The sequence below is a fragment of the Micromonospora sp. NPDC023888 genome (assembly GCF_040639415.1).
Lineage (GTDB): Bacteria > Actinomycetota > Actinomycetes > Mycobacteriales > Micromonosporaceae > Micromonospora.
In genome coordinates, this window is sequence record NZ_JBEZZW010000001.1 from 147,959 (window position 1) to 172,243 (window position 24,285).

19 protein-coding genes are annotated in these 24,285 nt (G+C 73.9%); 13 read left to right on the forward strand and 6 right to left on the reverse strand.

Features of this window, described 5'->3' with window-relative positions; translation table 11 throughout:
* Nucleotides 1-11: 11 nt before the first annotated feature.
* Entirely contained in the window at nucleotides 12-797 is a 786-nt protein-coding gene (locus tag AB0F61_RS00670; protein ID WP_357801722.1) for a hypothetical protein, read from the forward strand.
* A gap of 40 nt (nucleotides 798-837) precedes the next feature.
* Here AB0F61_RS00670 and AB0F61_RS00675 read toward each other — a convergent pair whose 3' ends face one another.
* Both AB0F61_RS00675 and AB0F61_RS00680 read right to left on the reverse strand, forming a co-directional pair.
* Nucleotides 838-4,455 (reverse strand): hypothetical protein, encoded by a 3,618-nt coding sequence (locus AB0F61_RS00675; protein ID WP_357801725.1) that lies wholly within the window; start codon nucleotides 4,453-4,455, stop codon nucleotides 838-840.
* A gap of 164 nt (nucleotides 4,456-4,619) precedes the next feature.
* Nucleotides 4,620-5,429 carry a DNA-formamidopyrimidine glycosylase family protein gene (locus AB0F61_RS00680; protein WP_357801728.1) on the reverse strand — a complete coding sequence of 270 codons (810 nt, stop codon included), beginning with the start codon at nucleotides 5,427-5,429 and terminating at the stop codon, nucleotides 4,620-4,622.
* Between the two features lie 109 nt (nucleotides 5,430-5,538).
* On the opposite strand from AB0F61_RS00680, the gene AB0F61_RS00685 reads away from it, so the two are divergent.
* Nucleotides 5,539-6,804 carry a hypothetical protein gene (locus AB0F61_RS00685; protein ID WP_357801730.1) on the forward strand — a complete coding sequence of 422 codons (1,266 nt, stop codon included), beginning with the start codon at nucleotides 5,539-5,541 and terminating at the stop codon, nucleotides 6,802-6,804.
* A 25-nt stretch (nucleotides 6,805-6,829) separates the two neighbouring features.
* Here the strand turns inward: AB0F61_RS00685 and AB0F61_RS00690 are convergent, their stop codons facing one another.
* Genes AB0F61_RS00690 through AB0F61_RS00700 form a run of 3 tightly spaced genes read right to left on the reverse strand, consistent with a single transcriptional unit; the run spans nucleotide 6,830 to nucleotide 8,396 of the window.
* Nucleotides 6,830-7,072, reverse strand: coding sequence for a CPCC family cysteine-rich protein (locus AB0F61_RS00690; protein ID WP_110566168.1), 243 nt, complete (start codon nucleotides 7,070-7,072; stop codon nucleotides 6,830-6,832).
* A gap of 25 nt (nucleotides 7,073-7,097) precedes the next feature.
* Nucleotides 7,098-7,889 carry an SAM-dependent chlorinase/fluorinase gene (locus AB0F61_RS00695; protein ID WP_357801733.1) on the reverse strand — a complete coding sequence of 264 codons (792 nt, stop codon included), beginning with the start codon at nucleotides 7,887-7,889 and terminating at the stop codon, nucleotides 7,098-7,100.
* A gap of 9 nt (nucleotides 7,890-7,898) precedes the next feature.
* Nucleotides 7,899-8,396, reverse strand: a complete 498-nt coding sequence (locus AB0F61_RS00700; protein ID WP_357801735.1) for a GNAT family N-acetyltransferase — start codon at nucleotides 8,394-8,396, stop codon at nucleotides 7,899-7,901.
* A gap of 145 nt (nucleotides 8,397-8,541) precedes the next feature.
* Between AB0F61_RS00700 and AB0F61_RS00705 the strand changes: the two genes are divergently transcribed.
* Nucleotides 8,542-9,138: a hypothetical protein gene (locus AB0F61_RS00705; RefSeq protein ID WP_357801738.1), complete on the forward strand. Its 597-nt coding sequence runs from the start codon at nucleotides 8,542-8,544 to the stop codon at nucleotides 9,136-9,138.
* A 103-nt stretch (nucleotides 9,139-9,241) separates the two neighbouring features.
* On the opposite strand, the gene AB0F61_RS00710 is transcribed toward AB0F61_RS00705, so the two are convergent.
* Nucleotides 9,242-13,882 (reverse strand): ATP-dependent helicase, encoded by a 4,641-nt coding sequence (locus AB0F61_RS00710; protein ID WP_357801741.1) that lies wholly within the window; start codon nucleotides 13,880-13,882, stop codon nucleotides 9,242-9,244.
* A gap of 177 nt (nucleotides 13,883-14,059) precedes the next feature.
* On the opposite strand from AB0F61_RS00710, the gene AB0F61_RS00715 reads away from it, so the two are divergent.
* The 10 genes from AB0F61_RS00715 (at nucleotide 14,060) to AB0F61_RS00760 (ending at nucleotide 24,271) form a co-directional block, all read left to right on the forward strand.
* The gene (locus AB0F61_RS00715; RefSeq protein ID WP_357801742.1) at nucleotides 14,060-14,422 is read left to right on the forward strand and encodes a hypothetical protein; all 363 of its coding nucleotides are present in this window, start codon (nucleotides 14,060-14,062) and stop codon (nucleotides 14,420-14,422) included.
* 104 nt (nucleotides 14,423-14,526) lie between these two features.
* Entirely contained in the window at nucleotides 14,527-17,361 is a 2,835-nt protein-coding gene (locus AB0F61_RS00720; protein WP_357801745.1) for a Na+/H+ antiporter subunit A, read from the forward strand.
* 55 nt (nucleotides 17,362-17,416) lie between these two features.
* A complete protein-coding gene (locus AB0F61_RS00725) occupies nucleotides 17,417-17,896 on the forward strand; it encodes a Na(+)/H(+) antiporter subunit C (RefSeq protein ID WP_357801746.1) in 480 nt (159 codons plus the stop codon).
* A complete protein-coding gene (locus tag AB0F61_RS00730; protein ID WP_357801749.1) occupies nucleotides 17,896-19,401 on the forward strand; it encodes a Na+/H+ antiporter subunit D in 1,506 nt (501 codons plus the stop codon). Before AB0F61_RS00725 ends, AB0F61_RS00730 begins: the two co-directional genes overlap by 1 nt.
* Nucleotides 19,398-20,009: a Na+/H+ antiporter subunit E gene (locus AB0F61_RS00735; RefSeq protein WP_357801750.1), complete on the forward strand. Its 612-nt coding sequence runs from the start codon at nucleotides 19,398-19,400 to the stop codon at nucleotides 20,007-20,009. The genes AB0F61_RS00730 and AB0F61_RS00735 overlap by 4 nt, the downstream gene beginning before the upstream one ends.
* Entirely contained in the window at nucleotides 20,006-20,269 is a 264-nt protein-coding gene (locus tag AB0F61_RS00740) for a monovalent cation/H+ antiporter complex subunit F (RefSeq protein WP_357801752.1), read from the forward strand. The genes AB0F61_RS00735 and AB0F61_RS00740 overlap by 4 nt, the downstream gene beginning before the upstream one ends.
* Nucleotides 20,269-20,628, forward strand: coding sequence for a monovalent cation/H(+) antiporter subunit G (gene mnhG / locus AB0F61_RS00745; protein ID WP_357802086.1), 360 nt, complete (start codon nucleotides 20,269-20,271; stop codon nucleotides 20,626-20,628). The genes AB0F61_RS00740 and mnhG overlap by 1 nt, the downstream gene beginning before the upstream one ends.
* 172 nt (nucleotides 20,629-20,800) lie before the next feature.
* A complete protein-coding gene (locus AB0F61_RS00750; protein ID WP_357801754.1) occupies nucleotides 20,801-22,156 on the forward strand; it encodes a hemolysin family protein in 1,356 nt (451 codons plus the stop codon).
* Entirely contained in the window at nucleotides 22,153-23,217 is a 1,065-nt protein-coding gene (locus tag AB0F61_RS00755) for a hemolysin family protein (protein ID WP_357801757.1), read from the forward strand. The genes AB0F61_RS00750 and AB0F61_RS00755 overlap by 4 nt, the downstream gene beginning before the upstream one ends.
* A 124-nt stretch (nucleotides 23,218-23,341) precedes the next feature.
* Nucleotides 23,342-24,271 carry a sporulation protein gene (locus AB0F61_RS00760; RefSeq protein ID WP_357801759.1) on the forward strand — a complete coding sequence of 310 codons (930 nt, stop codon included), beginning with the start codon at nucleotides 23,342-23,344 and terminating at the stop codon, nucleotides 24,269-24,271.
* The last annotated feature ends 14 nt before the right edge of the window (nucleotides 24,272-24,285 follow it).

A 24,285-nucleotide genomic window follows, 5' to 3' on the forward strand; every position in this document is an offset into this window, starting at 1 on the left:
AGGAGGTCACTGTGGCAGACGAGCGGACACGGTACTTCCGCAGACTGGGTCGGCTCCGCCGGTCCGCCCGACGGTGGAGCGTGCTGGCCGGTGGGCTCGGCGGCGCGGCCGCGGTGCTGACCCCGTACGCCGGCCTCGGTCTGCCCGACGCGGCCTGGGCCGGCGCCGCGGGCAGTGCGGTGGCGCTCGCCGCCTGGCGCTGGATCGACGTGCGTGCCCTCGCCGCCCAGCCGGCACCGCCCGCCCTCGACCCCGCGGAGGCGGCAGCCCGGTCGCGTGCCCGGCTGGTCGCCGCCGTCGAGCGGCTGCCGGTCGGCCCGGGGGTGCTGGCCGAGGTCCGCCGGGTCCGCTCCCGGATCGCCCTGCGCGGCACCAGCGCGGGCGAGCAGTGGGCCCGACTGGACCGGGCGGCGCTCACCCTGGCCGGTATGGCCCCCCGGCTCACCGGGCTGGCCGAGCCGGCGGTGCTGGAGGCCGCCGCCGCCGACCGTTCGCTGCGCGACCTGGCCGCGCGGGTGGCAAGCGTCGAACGCGCGCTGCGGCTGGCCCCGGCCGACGCCCGTCCGCCGCTGGCCGAGGCACACGCCGCGCTGACCACCCAGTTGGACAGTGGGGTCGCGGCCTACGAACGGCTGGTGGTGGCCGCCGCCGGTTACCTGGCCGAGGACGCCCGACCGGAGACCGCCCACCCGGCCGCCGACCGGCTCACCGAGGCGACCGACCTGCTGCACGGGGTGGCCGGGGCGCTGGCCGAGCTGCGCGCCGTCGGCACTCCGCTGCGCGCGCCGACCCGCTGAGCGACGCACACCGCCGCACCACGCACCCCACCCGGCCCGGTCACGGCGGTGTCGTGACCCGGATCGGCTCCGTGTACGGCGAACTGCCCACGACGTTGAACGACCGGATCCGGTAGTGGTAGGTGACGCCGCGGGCCAGTCCCGTGTTGCTGAAGCCGCGACCGGTCACCGTGAAGGTCGCCACCTCCCGGTCGAACGCCGGGTCCAGCGCCCGCTGCACGATGAACCCGGACCCCGGGCCGGCGGGGGTGCTCGCCGCCCATCCCAGGACCACAGTCGCGGTGTCCGGCCCCGGCGCGCTCGCGGTGGCGCTCACCCCGTTCGGGGTGCCCGGAGCGGGCGGGGAGGTCACCGTGGCGACCGTCGACCAGGCCGAGGCGGCACCCAGATAGGTGGTGCGTACCCGGTAGTAGTACGTGGTGTCCGGTGCGATCGTGACGTCCAGGTGATTGTCGCCGGCGCCGATCGCCGTGGTGCCCGGCCCGCTGGTGAACGTGGGGTTGGTGGCCCGCTGCACGTCGATGCCCGTGGCGAACGAGCGGTTCGTCCAGCGCAGGGCCACCCGCAGCGGCGCGGCGGGTGACAGCGCGGCGACCAGGCCGCTCGGCGCGGCCAGGTGCACCGAGGCGGGCACCCCGTTCGACCAGGACGAGTAGCTGACCGCGTTCTCCGCCCGGATCCGGTAGTGGTAGGTCACCCCGGGCGTGACTGACGCGTCCGTGTACCTGCTGGCGGCCGCCGCGACGGTGATCGTGGTGACCTCGCCGTCGAAGGTCGCGTCCGTGGCCCGTTGCAGCAGGTGACTGGTGGCCGGTGGCCGGCCGCCGTTGCTGGTCCAGGCCAGCGCGATCGCGGGTAGCGCGGTGGCCGAGCCCGGCACCGGCGTGGCGGTCAACCCGGTAGGTGCCTTCGGCGTCACCCGTAGCACCAGTGGCCGGGTCATCCCGCCGTCGCGGTGGCCGGCGAGTTGGCTGTGCCACCGGTATTCCCAGCCGAGGTTGACCAGGTGGTTGACCACGGTGGCGGGTCGCCCGTCGACCGGGCTGACCGGGGTCGACCCGGTCCGGGCGCCGGCCGGGCGGCTCGGGTCGAGCAACCGGACGCTGTCGCCCAGCTTGAACGGCAGCGCCGGGGCGACCGGGCGCAATGCCACGATCACGTCCTCCCGGGGGTTGACCCGGACGATCTGCTTCCAGCCCAACTCGGTGCCGTGCGGGAGCCGCAGCGTGCCGTCCCAACCGACCCGGTTGACCACCTGCACGTCGCAGCCGCCGAAGTGCAGCGGTTCGGTCTGCCGGCCGTTGCCGCTGATCCGCCAGAGCTGGGTGCCGTCGGTCGCGGAGCCCAGCGGCACGGCGGGGTCGGTGGCGAAGAGCACCTCGGTGACCGGGTCGGTCGGACCGAGGGGCAGGGTCGTCGGGTTGAGCGGCCCGGCGTGCGGGTGCCCGACGCCGAGTCGGCCGGCCAGCCGGCCGTGGTCGGGTTCGAAGACCTGCTGGACGGCCTTGACCGCGATCGGCAGCGGCACCGGGCCGGAGCCGGCCGCCGGTGTGATCGTCACCGAGGTGGCGTGCACCGGCACCGTCGTCGTCGACGCGGTGTGGGTGCCGAACGCCTGGTCGTACGCCGGCTGCGGCACGATCGGCGGACGTTGACTGGCCGCGTACGCCACGGGTAGCCGTTCGCGTAGCCGGCCCAGGTCGTACGGCGGCGTCGGGGCCCCCGCGACCCGGAACTGGAGCAGGGTGCGGGTGTTCGGGCCGTACCCCGGTTCGGTGCCCGGCGGCCCACCCTCGGCCGTCCGGTCCGGCGCGTCGGTGTGCTGGTCATAGCGGGGGTCGAAGCCGGGCAGCGGCGCCGGGGCGTCGTTGTACAGGATCAGCGTGCTGCCCGGCGGCACTGTGGAGAAGTCGACGAGCACGTCGGCCCGCTCACCCGGGGCGAGCAGCAGGGTGTGCCCGTCGACGTTCAGCACCGTCGGGTCGAGCCGGTCGTAGCGGTAGCCGACCGGCCGGTTCGGCAGCACCACCGGGGCGGGCAGCAGCCCGGCCTCGTTGCCGATCTGGACGAACTCCGGCCCGGCGGCGCGCGGATCCGGCACACCGCCGTCGCGTCCGTCGGTCGGCCATCCCGGCGGCCGGTCCGCCGCCCGCACCGCAGGCACCATCGGCACCTCCCCGGCTTCGGCGTCGGCGAGCGCCCCGTCGGCCGTCCACATCGGCGCGTCGGAGCAGGCCCGGTAGAGCTGGAGGTTGAGGCTGCGGTCCAGGCAGGCGTTGAGGATCCGGAACCGGTACGCGCGCGGCCGCACCTCCAGGTACGGGTAGGCGACGCCGTTGACGAGCGGGGTGTCTCCGTACGCCTCGGGCACCGCGGACGGGTGCGGCACGCCGGGGCGCATCTGCGGCTCGTCCGGTGCGTCGACCGGGTCGTGGTGCGGGTTGGCGACGCAGCCGTCGGCGCGGGTGCTGTCCGGGGCGGGATCACGCGACCAGGGGCCGTAGTCCCACCGGCCGGTGGGGTTGTGTCCGCCGGACCGGTACGGGTTCTGCCGCGGCTGGTAGACGTGCGGGTGCCAGAGGCTGCCCCGGGCGCCCCAGCGTTCCCGGTCCCAGGTCGGGTCCTCGGCGGCGAGCTGGGCGTCGTCGGGCACGAACGTCTTGTCCTCGATCACCAGCGGCAGTTGGTCGGCCGGCAGCACCGCGTCGGCGACGAGCTGCTCCTCGGCCGGGTCGGTGAGCAGGTAGAGCGCGAGTTGTCCGCCGTAGACGGTGAGCCGGGCCAGGCCGAGGGTGTTGTCGTGGAACCACAGCAGCCGGCCGCTCTGCTCGTTCGGGTAGTACAGGGTGGTGGCCCCGGCGCCCGGCGGCGGCATGTCCGGCACGTCTGTCACGCCCACCCCGGTCGGGTACGGGGTGATCTCCCCGGCCGGAGTGATCCACTGCCGCGGGTTGCCGGCGCTGTTCCAGCCGGTCTGCGCCCCGGCCAGGTGCAGCACCGCGCGGTTCTGCGGGAACGGTGCCGGCCCGTCGAGCGGGCCGACGCCGGCCCCCTCGACGGTGTCGTCGACCGGCAGGAACAGCTCACCGGCCCGGCCGGTCGGGAGGTGGTTGATGAACTTCACCCGGACCGGTCGGCCCCGCCGGGCGAGGATCATCGGACCGAGGTGCCAGGGCCGGTCCGGGGGTGCCACCGTGTTGTGGCCCGCCGGGTCGGTGCCCAGGTTGAGCTGCCGGTAGCCGCGCAGCCGGGTGGCTGGCAGGTCCCGGTGCAGCCGTTGCGCGTACTCCTGCACGACGATCTCGTAGTAGTCGCAGCCCGGATAGGTGATCGTGTCCGGCGTCGCCACCGGCAGGTGGCCGCCGAGGTCGGTGCCGTTCCGTTGGCCCGGAACGGGCAGTGGGTCGACGAACTTGCGCAGCCCGGTCCCGGGCACCACCCGCCCGCCGGTGTCGCGCGTCGGGCGAGGGCTGTGGGCGAAGTTCGGCACCGGGCCGAAGCAGCGGGGCGCCACGGCGGGGTCCAGGCTCGGCGCCGGGGCGGTCTCCTCGGCGGTACGCGCGGCCGGCACGGTCACCGTTGCGCCGTTGACGGCGCCGTCGGTGTCGTGGGTGGCCCGTTCGAAGAAGGTGGAGCGGAGTCTGCGGAACAACGCCATGACTCTCCCCGGGTCGGGGCGCGAGGGTCGCCACCCCGGCGTGGCTGCCTCGGCGCTCTGCTGACGAGCGGTGAGCACTCAACCGCAGCATGCGACCCCGGCGGCCGGATAGGAATTACCCAATCGTCCGTATCTGGGATGGCCTTGGCCGATGGCTGCCCTGGTCAGCCGGATGCCGGGGTGCCCGGACGGTCGGGCTGGCAGACCGGGCACCAGTAGGTGACCCGTTCGCCCAGTTCCTCCTTGCGGATCGCGGTGCCGCAGCGGCGGCACGGCTGGGCGCGGCGACCGTACACGTAGCTGGTCTGGCCCCGGTGCAGGGAACCGGTGCTGCTCTGCGTCCACCGGCCACGGTTGGCGGCGAGCAGCCGCTGCGCGAGGGCCACCAGGCCGGGCAGGTCGGGCACCGCGCCGACCGGCGTCCAGGGTGACACTCCGCGCAGGAACAGCACCTCGCACTTGTAGAGGTTGCCCACCCCGGCCAGGTTGCGCTGGTCGAGCAGCGCCTCGCCGATGGTCTGCTCCGGGTGGTCGCCGAGTCGGCGGACCGCCTCGGCCGGGTCCCAGTCCGGGCCGAGCAGGTCGGGGCCGAGGTGGCCGACCAGTTGGTCCTCCTCGGCGCTCGGCACGAGGGTCAGCTCGTGCAGGTGGTAGCCGACCGCGACAGCGCCGGGGCTGCGCAGCACCACACGGATCAGGTGCGCGGGCCGGCCGGTCCAGCGTTCCCCCGGGGCGTACGCCCGCCAGGCGCCGTCCATCCGTAGGTGCGAGTGCAGGGTCCAGTGCGCCTGGGTTGGGGCGCTGAGCCGCAGCAGCAGGTGTTTGCCCCGGCTTGCCGACTCGCGGACGGTCCAGCCGCTGAGATCGGTGGTCGCCAGCTGCGGCACCCGGAAATCACTGTCGGTGATCCGCGCGCCGGCGAGGGCGCGGTGCAGCACCCGCGCGGTGTTCCAGACGGTGTCGCCTTCGGGCACCCTCTCATCCTCCCTCATTTGAGCAGGATTCGCATGTGTCGCTATTTGTACAGCGGTTCCTCCTGATCTCCCGACATGCGAGGGTCAGGGGGTTCTGAGGAGAATGCCTATGTCACGGCTGCATTGTCGTACTCGATCCCTCTCCCTCGTCGCCTCCCTCACCCTCGCCCTCATCGCCACGCTCCTACTCACCACCAACCCCGTCCCGGCCGCATCCGCCGCCGGAAGCCCACTCACCTTCACCGCCGCCGCACCGGGCGGCGAGCGGTGGAACGCCGACCTGTCCGTCGTCGACCGCGACGACGTCAACGTCCGGCGTACCGGCGCCGGGCTGCGGCTGCGCGAGGCCCGGTCCGCCGGACGCAGCCCGCGCAGCCCGCACAGCTCGGTCGCGGAGGGGATGCTGCTGAGCGCTCCGCGGACCCTCAGCCGGCCGGCCAACCGGGTCCGCGCCCAGGTCAGTGCCGATGTGCCGGCGGGCGCCACCGTCGATGCCCAGGTCCGTGGTTGGCGGTCCAGCGGCTGGACCGAGTGGCGGTCCGCCACGGCCGGCGCGGCCTTCGACAGTACGGTGCGCCGGGTGCAGAGCCGCGTGGTGCTCACCGCGCCCACCGGCGGTGCCACCGCGACGGTACGCGCCGTCCAGCTCACCGCCGACACGGCCGCCGCCGTCGCCGAGGCCACGCCGGGCCTCACCTACCGGGTGTACGCCACCCGCATCGGCCTGGTCGGCCAGCAGACCGCCAACGGCCGCACCGTGCAGCCCCGGGACCACTTCGTGGCGCTACCGTCGCGGCGCAGCCTGTCCCCGCTCAACTCGGGCGACTACTCCGTGCGGGTCTGCACCAGCACCGGCTCCCGCTGCGAGTACGCCCCCGTCTGGGACGTCGGCCCGTGGAACACCCGCGACGACTACTGGAACCCGGCGGCGGTGCGCGAGAACTGGAAGATCCTGGGGCAGGGCCGACCCGAGGCGCAGGCCGCCTATCAGTCCGGCTTCAACGGAGGGCGGGACCAGTTCGGGAGGACGGTGCTCAACCCGGCCGCCGTCGACCTGGCCGACGGCACCTTCTGGGACGGCCTCCAGTTGACCACCAACGCGTGGGTGGACGTCGCCTACCTGTGGACCGGTGGCGGGCTGCGCGGCGTGGTCGGTGACGGGCCGCTCACCGTCCGCACCGGGGCCAGCACGTCGTACCCGAGCCGTGGCCTCGCCGCCCGGTTCGCCAACGTGCCGATCCAGTGCTACGTCACCGGTCAGTCCGTGGCCGGGCCCTACGGCACCACCACCCGCTGGGACCGGCTGGACACCGGCCAGTACGTCAGCCACGCGTACATCTCGACGGTGTACGGAGGCGTCGTGCCGGTCTGCTGACCCGTGCTCGCCCCGTCGGGTGCTCTCAGGGGCGCTCGTCGGGGCGGGCCGGGCGCACCATGTCCTGGTAGCGCGGGTGGCTGGCACCGTAGACGGCGTAGTTGAGTCTCGCGTGCGAGAGGCTCAGGTCGCCGTTGGGGCCACCCCGGACCGCGTCGGCGTCGGCGTCGGTCTGGCCGTCGTCGGTCCAGAAACAGACCGGGCAGGTCCCCCCGCCGGTCCGGGAGGCACAGCAGGGACAACCCACGGGAACCACTTGTTCACCCACCGGGGCAGCATTCCACAGTCGAATATCAGCGGGAAACCCGCAGGACGTCACCCGGGGCCACCCGCAGCAGGTCCACCGCCCGCCCACCGTTGACCGCGACCGCGACCAGCTCGGCCGAGTCGACGTACACCACCAGGCCATTCGCCGGGGCGTCGCCGAACGTTCGTCCCCGGACGGCTGGTCGGGCCGGCTCCGCACCGGGCGGCCCGACCCGCAGTGCCGCCGGCAGCCTGTCGAGCAGGTGCGCCGGCGCGGCCAACTGGACATTGCCGAAATGGTCCACTGTCAACACTTCGGCGGTGAAGCCCTCGTCGTCGGAGGTGAGCGTCGGCGGCGGCAGCCGGACCAGGCCCGCCGGATCGACAGGCGGCCCCGCCTCGGCCAGGGGTGCGCCGAGCGCCAGCCGGGCCGCCACCGGCGCGAAGACGTCGCGCCCGTGGAACGTGGCGGACACCCGATCGGCCAGCCAGCTCGGCTCGATCAGCCGCACCGCGGCGGTCACCCCGCCGAGAGCCGCGGCGGCGTCCGGCAGCAGCCCGTTGTCCGGACCGACGAGCAACCCACCCGGGGTGGCCAGCGCGACGCCCCGCCGGGCGGTCCCCACCCCCGGGTCGACCACCGCCACGTGCACACCCACGGGCAGGTGCGGCACCGTCTGCGCTAGCACGGCGGCGCCCCGCCGCACGTCCGCCGGTGGCACCAGGTGGGTCACGTCGATGACCCGGACGGCCGGCGCGAGCCGGGCGATCACCCCGTGGCAGGCGGCCACGAAGCCGTCGGTGAGGCCGTAGTCGGTGGTCAGCGAGATCCAGGGCATCCCCGCAGGCTAACCCTCGACGACGATGCGTCGTTCCAGGACCAGCTCGTCGTGCAGCGGTATGCCGTCCTCGCCCACCAGCGGGATCTCCGGCTTGAGCTGGCGGGCGCGGTCCACCGCTCCCCGGTCCACGTGGACCAGACGCATGCGGCGCCGTTGGTAGAACCGCAGCGCCCGCAGGTTGTCGTTCGAGGTGATCAGCCACACCCGGGCCAGCCCGGTCTCGGTCGCGATCGACGTCGCCGCCGACAGCAGGGCCGTGCCGACGCCCCCGCCGGGCACGGCCGCGACGAGGGTGACCACCTCCAGGGCGTCCTCGTCGACGCGGTAGGTGAGCGCGCCGACCACCGCCGCGGCGTCGTCGACCGCCACCAGCGTCGGCAGGGTACGCACGTCGTGCCGGGTGTCGTGGGCGACCACGTACGGGCCACCCCACTCCCGCTCGTGCAACGCGTCGATCGCGGCCCGCTCGGCAGGTCGCGCCGCCCGCACCTCGAACCCGTCCATGTTCCGCCTCCGCCCTTCGTCGCGTCCGCTCGTCGGCCCCGGAGCGTACCGGCCGACGGTGGTCGACGTGGGTGGCGAATATGGGACAGTGCGCTGGCCGACCGGCCACTCCCGCGCTCGGGTGGCGCCGGGGGAGACTGCCCTGGTGACACATCGGAGCCTGCCTGCCGTCGCGGTCGTGCTGGTCGCCGTCGCCCTCAGCGCCGGCTGCGGCGGTGACGACGGTGACCCGTCGAGCGCGGCTCCCACCGCCTCGTCCGCCTCGCCCGCGTCGCCCGCCCTGGCCCCGACGGCCGCCGTTCCGCCGAGCGCGCCGACGCCCTCGGTGGCCCCGCCCAGCACCGGCGGTGCGCCGACCCCGCCCTCCGTTGCCCCGCAGGGGCCCACGCAGCACCGGCCGGCCAGTCCACCGCCGGTGGTGCTGCCCCAACGCCCGGTCGGGGCACCCGGGGCGAAGCAGATCGTGGAAGCGTTCAGGGCCGCGGGCCTGAAGGTGCCGCACCCGAAGGACCGCTCGGTCGACTGTGGACCGGACGGGCTGGGCCTGGGTTGTTCCGAGCTGATCGCCACCGACGCCGTCACGGTGTACGTCTTCCCGGACGAGACAAGCGCCGGTGACATCGCGGAGACCTGGGGCGGCCAGTCGTACCGCCGTGGCGCGGTGGTGCTCAACTACCTGGAGGCGAAGACCCCGGCAGTCGACCGCCCCCGCTACGAGAGGGTGCTCAACGGCCTTCGCTGAGCGCACCGGCCCGTCGTGTCACGCTCAATCGTGTGTCCCGCGCCAGCCAGCCGGGCCGAAGTGCGGGTGCGGGACGGGCAGCCGGCCCGCCCCCGAGGACGGATCAGCCGCGTAGGCGTAGGCCGCGGGGGGTGGCCCGGAAGCCGGCGGCGGTGAGCGCGTCGCGCAGCGGCGAGGAGTGCACCGCCTCGCCGTCGGCCCGCTCCACCGACAACGCGCCCAACGCGCCGGAGTGGACGGCGTCGGCGAGGGCCTTGCCGGCCACCGCGAGCGTGTCGGTGTCGTCGCTGAAGGACAGCAGCGTCCGACCGCCGCGTTCCACGTACAGCACCAGGTCACCGCCGACCTGCACCACAAGGGCACCGGCCTTGCGGCCGGCCCGGTGTCCGGTCGCCGGGGCGGCCCCGTCGCCGGAGTCGACCACCCGTTCCGGCCAGGGCAGCGCCGCGCCGTACGGGTTGGCCGGGTCGGTCGCGGCGAGAACGGTGGCCGGCGAGCCCCGTCCCCGGGTGCCGTCCATCGGTTCGGCAAGTGCGCGCAGCCGGTCCACCGCACCGGGCACCGCGAACTGCGCGGCGCCCAGCCCTTCGACGAAGTAACCCCGGCGGGCCGCGCCGCGCTCCTCAAGCGCCGACAGCACCGGGTAGACCGCCGAGAACCCGCCGACCACCTGCTCGGCCATCACCGCGCCGCGGGTGACCACCCCGTGCCGTTCCAGCAGCACGTCGGCGAGGGCCGCGGCACGCCGGGTCGGGTCGACGTCCCGCTCCGGGAGGCGGGACCAGCGGCCGGCGACGGTCGGAGGCCCACCCCGGCTGGGCAGCGCCACCCGGCCGGGGCGCCGGAAACGGGTGCGCGGCGCGGATGGCCGGGCGCGGTGCGCGCCGCCGGCACCGAGCACCGCGCGCAGCGGGGCGAGGGTGTCGTTGGTGAGGTGCCCGGCCCAGACCAGGTCCCAGATCACCCCGGTCAGGACGGCGTCGTCGATCGAGCCGACACGGTCGGCCAGCGGCCGGAAGAACAGCGCCTGCCCGTCGCCGAGCGCGTCGAGCACCGCGTCGTGCAGCGGGGTACGGGTCAACGCCTCGTCGGGCGGCGGAAGCAGCAGCGGAGCGGTGTCCGCGTACGCCAGGGTGACCCAGCCGTCGCCTCCGGAGATCGCCCCCGACCCGGCCCAGAGCACCTCCCCGCTGGCGCACAGCTCGTCGAGTTGGGCGGGGGAGTAGTCGGCGACCCGTGCGGGCAGCACCAGCCGCTCCAGCGCGGACGCCGGCACCGCCGCGCCCTGCAACTGCTCCACCGTCGCGGCCAACGCCTCCACCCCCCGGGCGGACGAGCCGACCTGCTGCCAGCGGGGCAGGAACGTGGCGAGCGCCCGGGGTGGCACCGGCTCGATCTCCCGGCGCAGCGCCGCGAGCGAGCGCCGACGCAGCATCCGCAGCACCTCGGCGTCGCACCACTGGGCGCCGGCCGAATCCGGGGTGAACTCCCCGGAGACCACCCGCCCGGTGGCGCCGAGCCGGCGCAACGCCTGCTCGACGACGAACACGCCCAGCCCGAAGCGGGCCGCGCAGCCGGCCGCGGCGAACGGCCCGTGGGTGCGGGCGTAACGGGCCACCAGGTCACCGAGCGGGTCGACCACCGGGGCGAGGTACGCCTCGGCCACCCCGACCGGCAGCGCCACGCCGAGGGCGTCGCGCAGCCGGGCGGCGTCCTCGACACCCACCCAGCGCTGCTCGCCCGCGATGCGGACCCGCAGCACCCGGCGGGCCGCTTCCAGCTCGGTCAGCCAGGTCTCCGGCACACCCCGCTCGGTCAACTCGGCGTCGCTCAGGTCACCGAGCACCCGCAGCAGCTCGACCACGTCCTCCGCGTCGCGGGGGCGGCGCTGCTCGGTCAGCCACCGGAGCTGCCGGTCGGTCTCGGCGAGCACCGTCGGGTCGAGCAATTCGCGCAGGTCGACCCGGCCGAGCAGCTCACCGAGCAGGGTGGAATCCAGGGCGAGCGCGGCGGCCCGCCGCTCGGCGAGGGGGGCGTCGCCCTCGTAGAGGAACGCGCCGACGTAGCCGAAGAGCAGCGACCGGGCGAACGGGGACGGGGCGCTCGTCTCGACCTCGACCAGCCGCACCTTGCGGGTGGACAGGTCGCGCATCAGCCCGGCCAGCGCCGGCTGGTCGAAGACGTCCTGGAGGCACTCCCGGGCGGCCTCCAGGGTGACCGGGAAGTCCGCGTACTCGCGGGCGACGTCGAGCAGTTGCGCGGCGCGCTGCCGCTGCTGCCAGAGCGGTTGGCGGCGGCGCGGGTCGCGACGGGGCAGCAGCAGGGACCGGGCGGCGCACTCACGGAAGCGGGCCGCGAACAGCGCGGACGTGCCGACCGACTCCTCCACGAGCTGGGTGATCTCGTCGGGCTCGAAGACCACCACGTCGGCGCCGGGCGGCTCGTCGGCGGTGTCCGGCAGGCGCACCACGATGCCGTCGTCGGAGGGCATCACCTGGGCGTCCACCCCGTAGCGTTCGGCCAACCGGCGGCCCACGGCGAGGGCCCACGGCCCGTTGACCCGGGCACCGAGGACGCTGTGTACGGCGAGCCGCCAGTCGCCCAGCTCGTCGCGGAACCGCTCGACCACGACCGTGCGGTCGTCGGGCAGCGAGCGGGTGGCCTCCCGCTGCTCGCGCAGGTAGGCCATCAGGTTGCCGGCGGCCCAGTCGTCCAGACCGCCGGCACGCAACGCGGCCAGCGCCGCCTCGTCGCTCTGTCGCAGCAGGGTGCGCACCCGGGCGCCGATGGCCCGGCCCAGCTCCACCGGGCGGCCCAACTGGTCGCCCTTCCAGAACGGCATCCGGGCGGCCTGCCCGGGTGCGGGCGAGACCAGCACCCGGTCCGGGGTGATCTCCTCGATGCGCCAGGAGGAGGAGCCGAGCAGGAAGACATCCCCGACCCGGGACTCGTAGACCATCTCCTCGTCCAACTCGCCGACCCGGGCGGCCCGTTCGGCACCGGCCAGGAACACCCCGAACAGCCCCCGGTCCGGGATGGTGCCGCCGCTGGTCACCGCCAGTCGCTGCGCGCCGGGACGGCCGGTGAGCAGGTCGGTGGCCCGATCCCAGACCAGTCGGGGGCGTAGCTCGGCGAACGCGGTGGACGGGTAACGGCCGGAGAGCATGTCCAACACGGCGTGCAGCGCGGAGTCGGGCAGCTCGGCGAAGGGCGCGGCCCGGCGGACCAGCACCGCCAGGTCGCCGAGCGGCCACGGCTCCAGTGCCACCATCGCGACGATCTGCTGGGCCAGCACGTCCAGCGGGTTGCGCGGGTAGTGCAGCTCCTCGATCGCGCCGTCGGTCATCCGTTCGGCGACCACGGCGCAGGAGAGCAGGTCACCGCGGTGCTTGGGGAAGACCACCCCCCGGGAGACAGCGCCCACCTGGTGCCCGGCCCGGCCGACCCGTTGCAGCCCGGCGGCGACGCTCGGTGGGGCCTCGATCTGCACCACCAGGTCGACCGCGCCCATGTCGATGCCCAGCTCCAGGCTTGAGGTGGCCACCACCGCCGGGAGCTGACCGGACTTGAGCGCCTCCTCGATGTGCTTGCGCTCCTCCCGGGAGACGCTGCCGTGGTGGGCGCGGGCGATCACCGGCGCCGCGCCGGTGGCCGCGCCGGACTGGGCCATCACCTCGGCCGGCGGCCGGTTGCGCACCGGCCCGGCGGGGTCACCCCACCGCTGCGGGCCGCCGTCGTCCGCCGACAACCCCTCCGGTACGCCGATCGCGCCGTCGTCCGACGCGGCGGCCACCGCTTCGGCCGCGAGTTCGTTGAGCCGGGCGCAGAGGCGCTCGGCGCTGCGGCGGGAGTTGGTGAAGACGATTGTCGAGCGGTGCTGCCCGATGAGGGTGAAGACGCGCTCCTCGACGGCCGGCCAGATCGAGGCGCGGCGTGGCCCGGGGCCGCCCAGGTCGTCCTCCGGCGGCTGCTCCTGCTCGTCCAGGCGGGTCATGTCCTCCACCGGGACCTGCACGCTGACCTCGATGGTCTTCGGCGTGGCCGGCTGCACGACGTCGACCGGGCGGGCGCCGCCGAGGAACTGCGCGCAGGCGTCGATCGGCCGGACGGTGGCGGAGAGGCCGATGCGCTGCGCCGGCGCGGGCAGCAGCTCGTCGAGGCGTTCGAGGGAGAGGGCGAGGTGGGCGCCGCGTTTGCTGCCGGCCACCGCGTGCACCTCGTCGACGATCACGGTCTGGACGCCGCGCAGCGAATCGCGGGCGGCGGACGTGAGGAGCAGGAACAGCGACTCGGGCGTGGTGATGAGGATGTCCGGTGGGGTGCGGGCGAAGGCGCGACGCTCGTCGGCGGGCGTGTCGCCGGTGCGCATGCCGACGGTGATGTCGGGCGGTGCGACGCCCAGCCGGGTGGCCGCCTGCCGGATGCCGGCCAGTGGGGCGCGCAGGTTGCGCTCCACGTCGACGGCGAGGGCCTTGAGCGGGCTGACGTAGAGCACCCGGCACCGCTGCCGCGCCTCGGCCGGTGCGGGCTCGCGGGCCAGCCGGTCCAGTGACCAGAGGAAGGCCGCGAGCGTCTTGCCGGAACCGGTGGGTGCGACCACGAGGGCGTTGCGGCCGGCGGCGACCGACCGCCAGGCTCCGGTCTGTGCGGCGGTGGGGGCGGCGAAGGCCGCCTCGAACCAGGCGCGGGTGGCGGGGCCGAACCCGGCGAGCACCGCGCCGGCGTCTGCGTCTGCCCCGGTCACCGGTCCATCCTGCCCCGCCGGTACGACAACGACGACCGGCCGGCGGTGGAATGTGCCGGGCAAAAGCAAAAAGCGTGGAACGTGCGCTTAATACGTTAAGTCTCACTTAACTGCTTGCTTGTAAGGAGCAACATAAAGTAACTTCACTGCCAACGCGAACCGGGGTGAGGGGGTTTGATGGCCGGCGAGCAGCACACCGTCGAACCAGGCACCGACGTGCTGATTCGCAAGGTCGACAGCCACCTCGCCGCGCTGCGCTGCGGCCTGCACGGCGCCGAGTTCGAGCTCGCCGAACGCCTCGCCCGCTGCCTGCGGGAGCTGGTCCTGTGCACCGCCCAGGCCAGCGCCGCCGATCGTGGGCAGGTCCGCGCCGCCGTCCACTACTTCGTGTTGCGCCGGGAGAGTCGTGGTCGGCTGCTCTCGGTGCGGTCGCTTGCCGCCGCGGAGCGGGTGGTCGACCGGGTGGCGCGCCAACTCGGCCGAGCCGACCTGCTGACCGAGCTGCGCCAGGACCGCCCCATGCCAGGTCGGCTGGGGTAGCGCGGAAATTCCGGCAAAACCGCCCGGTGGGCGACGAACTGGCGTCTGATCGCTGCTAGGGGCCGCCGCTGCACGGGCGTCGGCCACCTGGATCGGGAGCGCAGGTGCTGGTACTGCTCGTCCTCCACCTCGTGGCGGCCCTCGTCGCACCCCTGCTCGTCCGGTGGTGGGGCTCCCGCGCGTGCTACCCCCTGGCACTGGCGCCGGCTGCCGCCTTCTGCTGGGCACTGGCCCGCACCCCGGCCGTCGGGGACGGCGGGGCGGTGGTCGAGACGTACCCGTGGATCCCGCAGTTGGGCCTCGACATCGCGTTCCGGCTCACCACGCTCTCCTGGCTGATGACCCTGCTGATCGGGGGCGTCGGCGCGCTGGTGCTGGTCTACAGCGCCCGCTACTTCAGCGCCGGGTCGAGCGGGCTGGCCCGGTACGTCGGGGTCCTGGTCGCCTTCGCCGGCGCGATGCTCGTCCTGGTCTTCGCCGACGACCTGCTGCTGCTCTACGTCGGCTGGGAACTCACCACGATCTTCTCGTACCTGTTGATCGGGCACAGCACCGAGCGGCGGTCCAGCCGCTGGGCGGCGGCGCAGGCGTTGACAGTCACCACGCTGGGCGGGCTCGCCATGCTCGTCGGGTTCATCATGCTGGGCGTGCACGCCGGCACCTACCGCTGGTCGGAGATCGCCGCCCAGGCACCGCCCGGCGGCGGGTACCTGGTGGTCGCCGTGCTGCTGATCCTGGCCGGCGCGCTGTCCAAGTCGGCGGTGCTGCCGTTCAGCTCCTGGCTGCCGGTCGCGATGGCGGCGCCCACGCCGGTCAGCGCGTACCTGCACGCCGCCGCCATGGTCAAGGCCGGCGTCTACCTGGTCGGTCTGCTCGCGCCGGTGCTCGCCACGGTCGGGCCGTGGCGGCCGGTGGTGCAGGTCGCCGGCGTGGCCACCATGTTGCTCGGCGGCTGGGCAGCGCTGCGGCAGACCGACCTGAAGCTGCTGCTGGCGTACGGGACGGTCAGTCAGCTCGGGCTGCTGGTCGCGGTGACCGGCTCGGGCACCCCGGACGCCGCCCTGGCCGGCACCGCGATGCTGCTGGCGCACGCCCTGTTCAAGGCGGCGTTGTTCCTGGTCGTCGGCATCATCGACCACGGGGCCGGCACCCGTGACCTGCGGGAGCTGTCCGGGCTGCGGCACTGGTCCCGGCCGCTGTTCGCGGTGGCGGTGCTGGCCGCGGCGTCGATGGCCGGCGTGCCGCCGTTCGTCGGCTTCGTGGCGAAGGAGGCGGTGTTCGGGGCGTTCACCGACCAGCCGGTGCTCCTCACCGGCCTGGTCGCCGGGACGGTGCTCACCGTCGCGTACAGCGCCCGCTTCCTCTGGGGCGCGTTCGCCCACCGGCCGGGTGTGGCACCGCCCGAGCCGGGCCCGATCGCCGCGTCACTGCTGGTCCCGCCGGCGGTGCTCGCCGGGGTGGGACTGCTCGCCGGCCCGGCCGCGAGCGTGCTGGACGACGTGCTGCGCCCGTACGCCGATCTGCTCGGTGGGATCGACGCGCACCTGGCGCTCTGGTCCGGGCCGACCTCGGCGCTCGGCCTGTCCGTGCTGGCGCTCGTCGGCGGCGGCCTGCTCTTCGCCGTGCGCGGGCCGCTCACCCCGGTGCTGGCCCGGCTCCGCGCGCCGGTGGGCGGCAACCAGGGGTACGAGTGGATCGTTGGCCGGTTCGACCGGTTGGCCATCGAGGTCACCGGCGCGACGCAGCGCGGCTCCCTGCCGCAGTATCTCGGGATCATCCTGGTCTCGCTGGTGCTGGTGCCCGGTACGGCGATGCTCTCCGCCGGCCCGTGGCGGGCCCGGATTCCGCTCTGGGACAACCTGCTCCAACCGGTGGTCGTGCTGGTGATCGCGGTCGCCGCGGTGCTGGCGGTGGGTGCCCGTCGGCGCCTGACCGCGATGTTGCTGGTGGGGATGACCGGCTACGGCACCGCGATGCTCTTCGTCCTGCACGGCGCGCCCGACCTGGCGCTCACCCAGTTCCTGGTGGAGACCGCGACGATCGCGGTCTTCGTGCTGGTGCTGCGTCGCCTGCCGGAGCGGTTCTCGGCCCGTCCGTTGCGGCGTACCCGCTGGGTCCGTCGGGCGATCGGGGTGGCGGTGGGTGTGGTGGCCGCCGGGCTGGCCCTCGCCGCCGCCGGGGCCCGCCGGGCACCGGACATCTCCGCCGCCTTCCCGGATCTGGCGGTGGCCGAGGGGTACGGCCGCAACGTGGTGAACGTGACACTTGTCGACATCCGGGCCTGGGACACCATGGGTGAGCTGGCGGTGCTGGTGGTGGCCGCGACCGGGGTGGCCAGCCTGATCTTCGAGCGGTCCCGGACCGGGCCCCGGCCGCGCCGGCCGGAGTCGGATCAGCGGGTCGACGAACCCGGCCGGCCGGTGTGGCTGCGTGGTGGCCCCACTCTCTACGAGGAGCGCCGCTCGATCGTGTTGGAGGTGGTCATCCGGCTGATCTTCCACACCGTGGTGCTGTTCTCCCTGTTCCTGTTGTTCTCCGGGCACAACGCGCCGGGCGGTGGGTTCGCCGGTGGTCTGGTGGCCGGTCTCGCCCTGGTGGTCCGCTACCTGGCCGGCGGCCGGTACGAGCTGACCGAGGCGGCGCCGATCGGCGCCGGTGCGATCCTCGGCGCCGGGCTGGTCCTGGCGGTGGGTAGCGGGGTGGTGGGGCTGCTGGTCGGCGGGTCGGTGCTGGAGAGCGCCAAGGTCGACTGGTCGCTGCCGTTCGTCGGTGACGCCCACCTGGTCACGTCGCTCTTCTTCGACATCGGTGTGTACCTGGTCGTGATCGGGCTGGTGCTGGACATCCTGCGCAGCCTCGGTGCCGAGGTGGACCGGCACATCGAGGCCACCGGGACGGCCACCGGTGGTCTGGCCGTCGACAAGGGGCAACAGGCGTGAGCGCGAGGAGTGAGCCGGGTTTGCGAGCCCCGCAGTCGCGATCAGAGGTGGCACCGTGACGCGGAGCGACGCGGGACCGACGCTGGTGCTGGTGCTGGCTGTCGCGGTGCTCGTCGGTTGCGGGGTGATCCTGCTGCTGGAGCGCACCATGACCCGGATCCTGCTCGGGGTGATCCTGCTCGGCAACGGGGTGAACCTGTTGATCCTGCTGGGTGGCCGACCGGGTGGGGCGCCCATCGTCGGCACCGGTGCGGTGGAGCGGATGAGTGATCCGCTGCCGCAGGCGATGGTGTTGACCGCCATCGTGATCACCTTCGGGTTCACCGCGTTCCTGCTCGCGGTGGCGTACCGCAGTTGGTATCTGACAGGTGACGACGAGGTGCCCGACGACCTGGAGGACCGGCAGATCATCCGGCGGGCGGTGCGGAACGAGGTGGGCGCTGTCGACCACGGCGGGGAGGGCCCGAACGGCGACCCGGAGCAGGTCGATCCCGAGCCCGCCCGCCGTCGGCTGCGCCGCGGGGAGGAGGCGTGATGAGCGCCCTGGTGCCGCTGCCGGTGGTGGTGCCGCTGCTCGGTGCGGCACTGACGCTGCTGCTGGCCGGGAAGCCGCGACTCCAGCGTGCGATAAGCGTGTTCTGCCTGGGCGGCACGCTGACCGTGGCGTTGCTGCTGCTCGTGCAGGCGTACCGGCACGGGCCGGTGGTGGTGGCGGTCGGCGGGTGGCCGGCGCCGGTCGGCATCGTGCTTGTCGCCGACCAACTCGCCGCGCTGATGGTGGTGGTGTCGTCGGCGGTGACCCTCTGCGTGCTGCTGTACTCGATCGGCCAGGGTCGCAGCGAGACGAGCGAGTCCAGCCCGGTGGAGATCTTCCACCCGACGTACCTGGTGCTCACCGCGGGCGTCACGAACGCGTTCCTGGCCGGTGATCTGTTCAACCTCTTCGTCGGCTTCGAGATCCTGTTGGCCGCGAGCTTCGTGCTGATCACCCTGGGTGGCACCGAGACGCGGATCCGGACCGGGTCGACGTACGTGGTGGTGAGCATCCTCTCCTCGATGATCTTCCTGGCCGGGGTGGGCCTGGTGTACGCGGCCACCGGCACGCTCAACCTGGCCCAGCTCGCCCAACGCCTCGACGACCTGCCCGACGGCGTCCGGCTGGCCCTGGAACTGATGTTGCTCCTGGCCTTCGCGATCAAGGCGGCGGTCTTCCCGCTGTCGGCGTGGCTGCCGGACAGCTATCCCACGGCACCCGCGCCGGTCACCGCCGTCTTCGCGGGTCTGCTCACCAAGGTGGGCGTCTACGCGATCATCCGTACCGAGACGTTGCTGTTTCCCGGTGGGCATGCCCACGTGCCGCTGATGGTCGTCGCCGGGCTGACCATGGTGATCGGCATCCTCGGTGCGGTGGCCCAGTCCGATCTGAAGCGGCTCTTCTCGTTCACCCTGGTCAGCCACATCGGCTACATGATCTTCGGGGTGGCGTTGAGCACCGCCGCCGGGCTCTCCGGGGCGATCTTCTACGTGGTGCACCACATCACCATCCAGACCACGCTGTTCCTCGTCGCCGGGCTGGTCGAGGAGCGCGCCGGCAGCACCGACCTGCGCCGCATCGGCGGGCTGGCCCGGGTGGCGCCGCTGCTGGGGGTGCTGTTCTTCGTCCCGGCCATGAATCTCGCCGGGGTGCCGCCGTTCTCCGGTTTCCTGGGCAAGCTCGGCCTGCTCCAGGCCGGGGTGGCGGCCGGCGGTCCGCTGCCCTGGGTGCTGGTCGCGGCGGGCACGCTGACCAGCCTGCTCACCCTCTACGTGGCGTCCCGGGTGTGGAACATCGCCTTCTGGCGGGCGCCCCGACTGGCTACCAGCGAGCCGGCCGTGCCGCTGCCGAAGCTGATGGTCGGGGCCACCGTGGCCCTGGTCGCCCTCGGGCTGGCGCTTACCGTACTGGCCGGTCCGCTCTTCGACGTCACCACGGACGCAGCCGCCGACCTGCGGCTGCGCACCCCGTACGTGCAGGCCGTGCTGCCGGACGGCGTGCCGTGACCGGCCCCCCTGAGCAGGCTCCCGACGCCCCCGCGCCCACCGTGGTGGGGCGCGGCCGGCTCGGGCGTCGGCGCGACCAGGTGGCGGCGCTCGGGTGGCTGGTGGTGGTCTGGAACCTGCTCTGGGGGGACATCAACTGGGCCAACGTGCTCGGCGGCCTGCTGGTGGGCGGCGCGGTGCTGGTCTTCTATCCGCTGCCGGCGGTCAGCTTCGGCGGCCGGCTGCGACCCGGGGCGCTGCTGGTGTTCGCCGGCCGGTTCGTCGTCGAGCTGGTCAGCGCGAGCCTGCACGTCGCCCGGATCGCCGTGCAGCCCGGCTACCGGCCGCGCGGGGCGATCATCGCGGTCCGGCTGCGGGTGTCCACGGACCTGAATCTGGCGCTCACCGCCGAGGTGGTCTCGTTGGTGCCGGGCACGCTGATCCTTGAGGTGGACCGGGACTCCGGGACGCTCTACCTGCACGTGCTGGACACCCACGGGCCGGCGGACCTCGACGTGGCCCGCGAACGCACCCGCACCGTCGAACGGCGAATCATCAGTGCGGTGGGCTCCGCCGCCGAACTGCGCCGCGTCGAGGCCGACCGATCCGAGAGGGGAACCAGCCCGTGACCACGTTCCTGGCCGTCGTCCTTACCGCCCTGCTGTCGGTGACCGCGCTGCTCGCGCTGGCCCGCCTGTACCGTGGCCCGTCGCTCGTGGACCGGGTGATCGCCGCCGACATGCTGCTCGCCACCATGGTCGGCGCGGTGGGCGCCGAGGCGGCGGTCAACCGGCATGCCACCACGCTGCCCGTGCTTGTGGTGCTCTCCCTGCTCGGCTTCGTGGGCTCGGTGTCACTTGTCCGCTTCGCCGTCCGGGAGCAGCGGTGATCGCGACGGTCGCGGACTGGCTCGGCGCCGCTTGCCTGGTGGCCGGCGCGCTGCTCGGCCTGGCCGCCGGGATCGGCGTGCTGCGTTTCCCGGACGCGCTGTCCCGGATGCACGCGGCCACCAAGCCGCAGGTGCTCGGGGTGCTGCTGTTGCTGGTGGGCATCGCGTTACGGTTGCGGTCTCCGGCGGACCTGGGCATGGTCGGGCTGGTGGCGGTCTTCCAGTTGGCGACCGCGCCGGTCGCGGCTCAGATGATCGGGCGGGCCGCGTACCGGTCGGGGCGGCTGGACCGGAGCCTGCTCGACGCCGACGAGCTGGCTGAACGGGGTTCGGGCGGTGGGTCGGCCGGACCGGCGTGACGGCCGGTGAACCGGACGTTGGTGCTCCTTCGGCCCACCCCAAGCGGAGTCCCAGCCAGCGCCGATAAAATAGCGGCATGATCGACTCTTCTGCCCAGGAGGGCAGCAGTAGCCAGCCGGGTCGTGCCCGGCATATCCCCGTACCGACGACCCCGGGAGCCCTGAGCGACCCGTGTTGATCGTCGTCGGTCTTCTTCTGATCATCCTTCTCACTGCCGCCACCGGTTACTTCGTGGCGCAGGAGTTCGGCTATGTCGCCGTGGACCGGGGCAAGCTGCGCCAGCTCGCCGATGACGGCGACCAGGCCGCCGCCCGGGCCCTGACCGTCACCAGCCGGCTCTCCTTCGTGCTCTCCGGCGCGCAACTCGGCATCACCGTCACCGCCCTGCTGGTCGGCTACGTCGCCGAGCCGTACCTGGGCGGTGGCCTCGCCGACCTGCTCGGCGTGGCCGGCGTCAGCGAGGCGGTCAGCCTGCCGCTGTCGGTGGCGTTGGCCCTGGTCATCGCCACCATCGTGCAGATGGTCCTCGGTGAGCTGGCCCCGAAGAACCTGGCCATCGCCCGGGCCGAGCGACTGGCCCGGGCGCTGAGCCGATCCACCCTGATCTACCTGGCCGTCGCCGGGCCGCTGATCCGGCTCTTCGACCGGGCCTCGGTACGGCTGCTGCGCCGGATCGGCATCGAGCCGATCGAGGAGCTGCCCAGCGGCGCCACCCCGGCGGACCTGGAACAGATCATCGCCGAGTCCCGCGAGGAGGGCAGCCTCGACGCCGAGATGTCCACGCTGCTCGACCGGGGTCTGGACTTCCGCGAGCTGACCGCCGGGGAGGCCATGGTGCCCCGCGTCGACGTGCACACCGTACGGGCGCACGAGCCGGTGAGCCGGGTGGTCGAGCTGCTGGACACCGGCCACTCCCGCTTCCCGGTGCGCGGTGCGGAGGGCGTCGACGACCTGCTGGGTGTCGTCGGCATCGCCGACGTGCTCGGCGTACCCCCGGGGGAGCGGGCCACCACCCCGGTGAGCGCGGTGGCCGGGCCGCCGCTGCTCGTACCGGAGACGTTGCCCCTGCCCACGGTGCTCGACCGGCTGCGGTCCGGGCATCGCCAGATGGCCTGCGTGGTCGACGAGTACGGCGGCTTCGCCGGGGTGATCACGCTGGAGGACATTGCCGAGGAGCTGGTCGGCCCGATCCGGGACGAGGACGACCCGCCCGACCGGGCACCGGCCCGGCAGGACGACGGGTCCTGGGTGGTGCCGGCGCGCTGGCGCATCGACGAGGTCGCCGACAGCACCGGCATCGCCCTGCCGGAGGCCCCGGAGTACGACACCCTGTCCGGACTGGTGATGCGGGAGCTGGGCCGGGTGCCGGAGGTCGGTGACCGGCTGGAGATCAGCCTGCTGCCCGAGGGCGCCGACGGCGAGGACAACGAGGCCGAGCCCCGGGCGCTTGTCGAGGTGCTGGCCGTGGACCGGCACGTGGCCGACTCGGTGCGGTTGCAGCTCACCAAGCCGGAGGTGGCGGCGTGAGCCCCGGGATCGCGCTGTTCAGTTCGGTGATCCTGCTGGCGCTCAACGGGTTCTTCGTGGCCGCCGAGTTCGCCCTGGTGGCCAGCAAGCGGTACCGCCTGGAGCAGGCGGCGGCGAACGGGGGCCGGGCGGCACGTGCCGCCCTGGACGGCGTCCGCGAGCTGTCGCTGATGCTCGCCGGCGCGCAGCTCGGCATCACGCTGTGCACCCTGGGTCTCGGCGCGCTTGCCGAGCCGGCGATCGAGCACCTGCTCAGCCCGCTGCTGCACGCGGTGGGCCTGCCGGACGCGGCAAGTCACCTCGTCGCCCTGGTCTTCGCCCTCGGGGTGGTCACCTTCCTGCACCTGGTGGTGGGGGAGATGGCACCGAAGTCGTGGGCGATCACCGACGCGGAGCGGTCGGCGACGCTGCTCGCGCTGCCGTTCCGTGCGTTCGCCCGGGTGTCCCGGCCGGTGCTCTCCGCGCTCAACGCGCTGGCCAACGCGATCCTGCGGCTGGTCGGCGTGACCCAGCAGGATCAGCTCGCCCAGGTGCACGGCCCGGACGAGCTGCGGATCCTGCTGGAGCAGTCCCGTGAGCACGGGCTGCTCGGCGCGGAGCAGCACCAGCTCCTGACCAGCATGCTCGAGTTGCAGGGCACGTCCGTGGCTCAGGTGATGGAACCGTTCGCCACCATGGTCACCGTCCGGCGGGACGACCCGGCCGAGCGGATCGAACAGGTGAGCCGGGACAGCGGTCGGTCCCGACTGGCGGTGCTCGACGAGGCGGGCGACGTCTGCGGCCTGGTGCACGTCCGGGAGGCGGTACGGGTGGTCACCGCCGGCCGGGTCGCCACCGCCGGGGCGCTGATGACGTCCGCGTTCACCCTGCCCGCGACGTCCTCGGTCACCGAGGCGGTGGCGGCGATGCGGGCCCGGCAGTCGCAGCTCGCGTTGGTGCGCAACGGCGGCGGCCCGGCCCGGCCGATCGGTTTCGTGGCGCTTGAGGACCTCCTGGAGGAGGTCATCGGCGAGTTCGACGACGAGACCGACATGGTGCCGCGCGGGCGGCGGTTGCGCTGAGCTGCCAACCCGGCCGCGCCACGCGGGTGCGGCCGGGTCGGCGCGGCGGGCTTGAGGTCGCCTCGACGGGGTAGGCGCTGCCCGTGCGGGGCCGGCGGGGCCTCGTCCCGGAGGGGGGCGTGCGGTGCGGCTGACGGGGGTGTCCCGGGAGTCCGGTCCGACCGGGCTGTCCGTGCAGACCACGCTGCCCAACCCGAGCACCCGGCCGGGCCTGCGCCTGCCGGGGCGGGTGACCCTCGCCGCGGGGCTGGAGGACGTGCTGGTGCGACACATCCGGCTCGGCCTGGTCACCACTGTCGAGCCGGACGACCCGGCCGCCGCCCGGCGGCTCATGCAGTTCCACCACCTGCCGATCGCCGGCCGGTTCGTCGTGCCCGCTGGGCGGCGACGGGCTGTGGACTTCGCGTTTCCGCTGCCGTGGGAGACCCCGGTGACCACGTTCGGTGGGGTGCCGCTGCTGAGCCTGCGGATGGGTCTGCGGACCGAGGTGTCCCTCGACCCCGACCGTGACCAGGGGGCCATGGTGCCGGTCTTCGTGCATCCGCTCCCGACGCAGCAGCACGTGCTGGCGGCGCTCGACACGCTGGGCTTCATGATCCGCCAGTCCGGATTGCAGGAGGGTGGGCTGCCCGGGGTGGAGCACACCCTGCCGTTGCACCAGCGCTGGGGCTACTGGGTGGGGCCGCTCTACGCCGGCCCGATCACCGAGCTGGAGGTGATCTTCGTGACCAACTCGGCGGGTCTGGAGGCGATCCTCTGGATGGATCGCCGGCTGGCGCTCGCCGGGATCACCCACCAGAGCATCAGCCGGTTCCGGATCTGGCACGAGGGCAGCGACCGGCGGGACTGGGTCGCCACCGTCGACGGTTGGATCCGACAGGCGATCAACAGGCACGCCGCCGCTGCCGCGGACTCCGACTGGTCGGCGCAGATCGCCGGGTCCGCGCACGTGAGCCGCCATCCCGACGAGCCGGTCCGGTCCGGCTACGGCCTCGGCGGCACCGCCGGCGCCGGGGGTGTCGGCGGTGGCGGCGGTGGCGGCGACGGGACCTGACCGGGCGGCCGGCA

What these genes read in the sequence shown, in the direction of transcription:
- AB0F61_RS00675 (WP_357801725.1), bottom strand. Translation starts at nt 4,455, where the DNA reads ATGGCGTTGTTCCGCAGACTCCGCTCCACCTTCTTCGAACGGGCCACC.
- AB0F61_RS00685 (WP_357801730.1), top strand. Translation starts at nt 5,539, where the DNA reads ATGTCACGGCTGCATTGTCGTACTCGATCCCTCTCCCTCGTCGCCTCC.
- AB0F61_RS00695 (WP_357801733.1), bottom strand. Translation starts at nt 7,889, where the DNA reads ATGCCCTGGATCTCGCTGACCACCGACTACGGCCTCACCGACGGCTTC.
- AB0F61_RS00700 (WP_357801735.1), bottom strand. Translation starts at nt 8,396, where the DNA reads ATGGACGGGTTCGAGGTGCGGGCGGCGCGACCTGCCGAGCGGGCCGCG.
- AB0F61_RS00715 (WP_357801742.1), top strand. Translation starts at nt 14,060, where the DNA reads ATGGCCGGCGAGCAGCACACCGTCGAACCAGGCACCGACGTGCTGATT.
- AB0F61_RS00730 (WP_357801749.1), top strand. Translation starts at nt 17,896, where the DNA reads ATGAGCGCCCTGGTGCCGCTGCCGGTGGTGGTGCCGCTGCTCGGTGCG.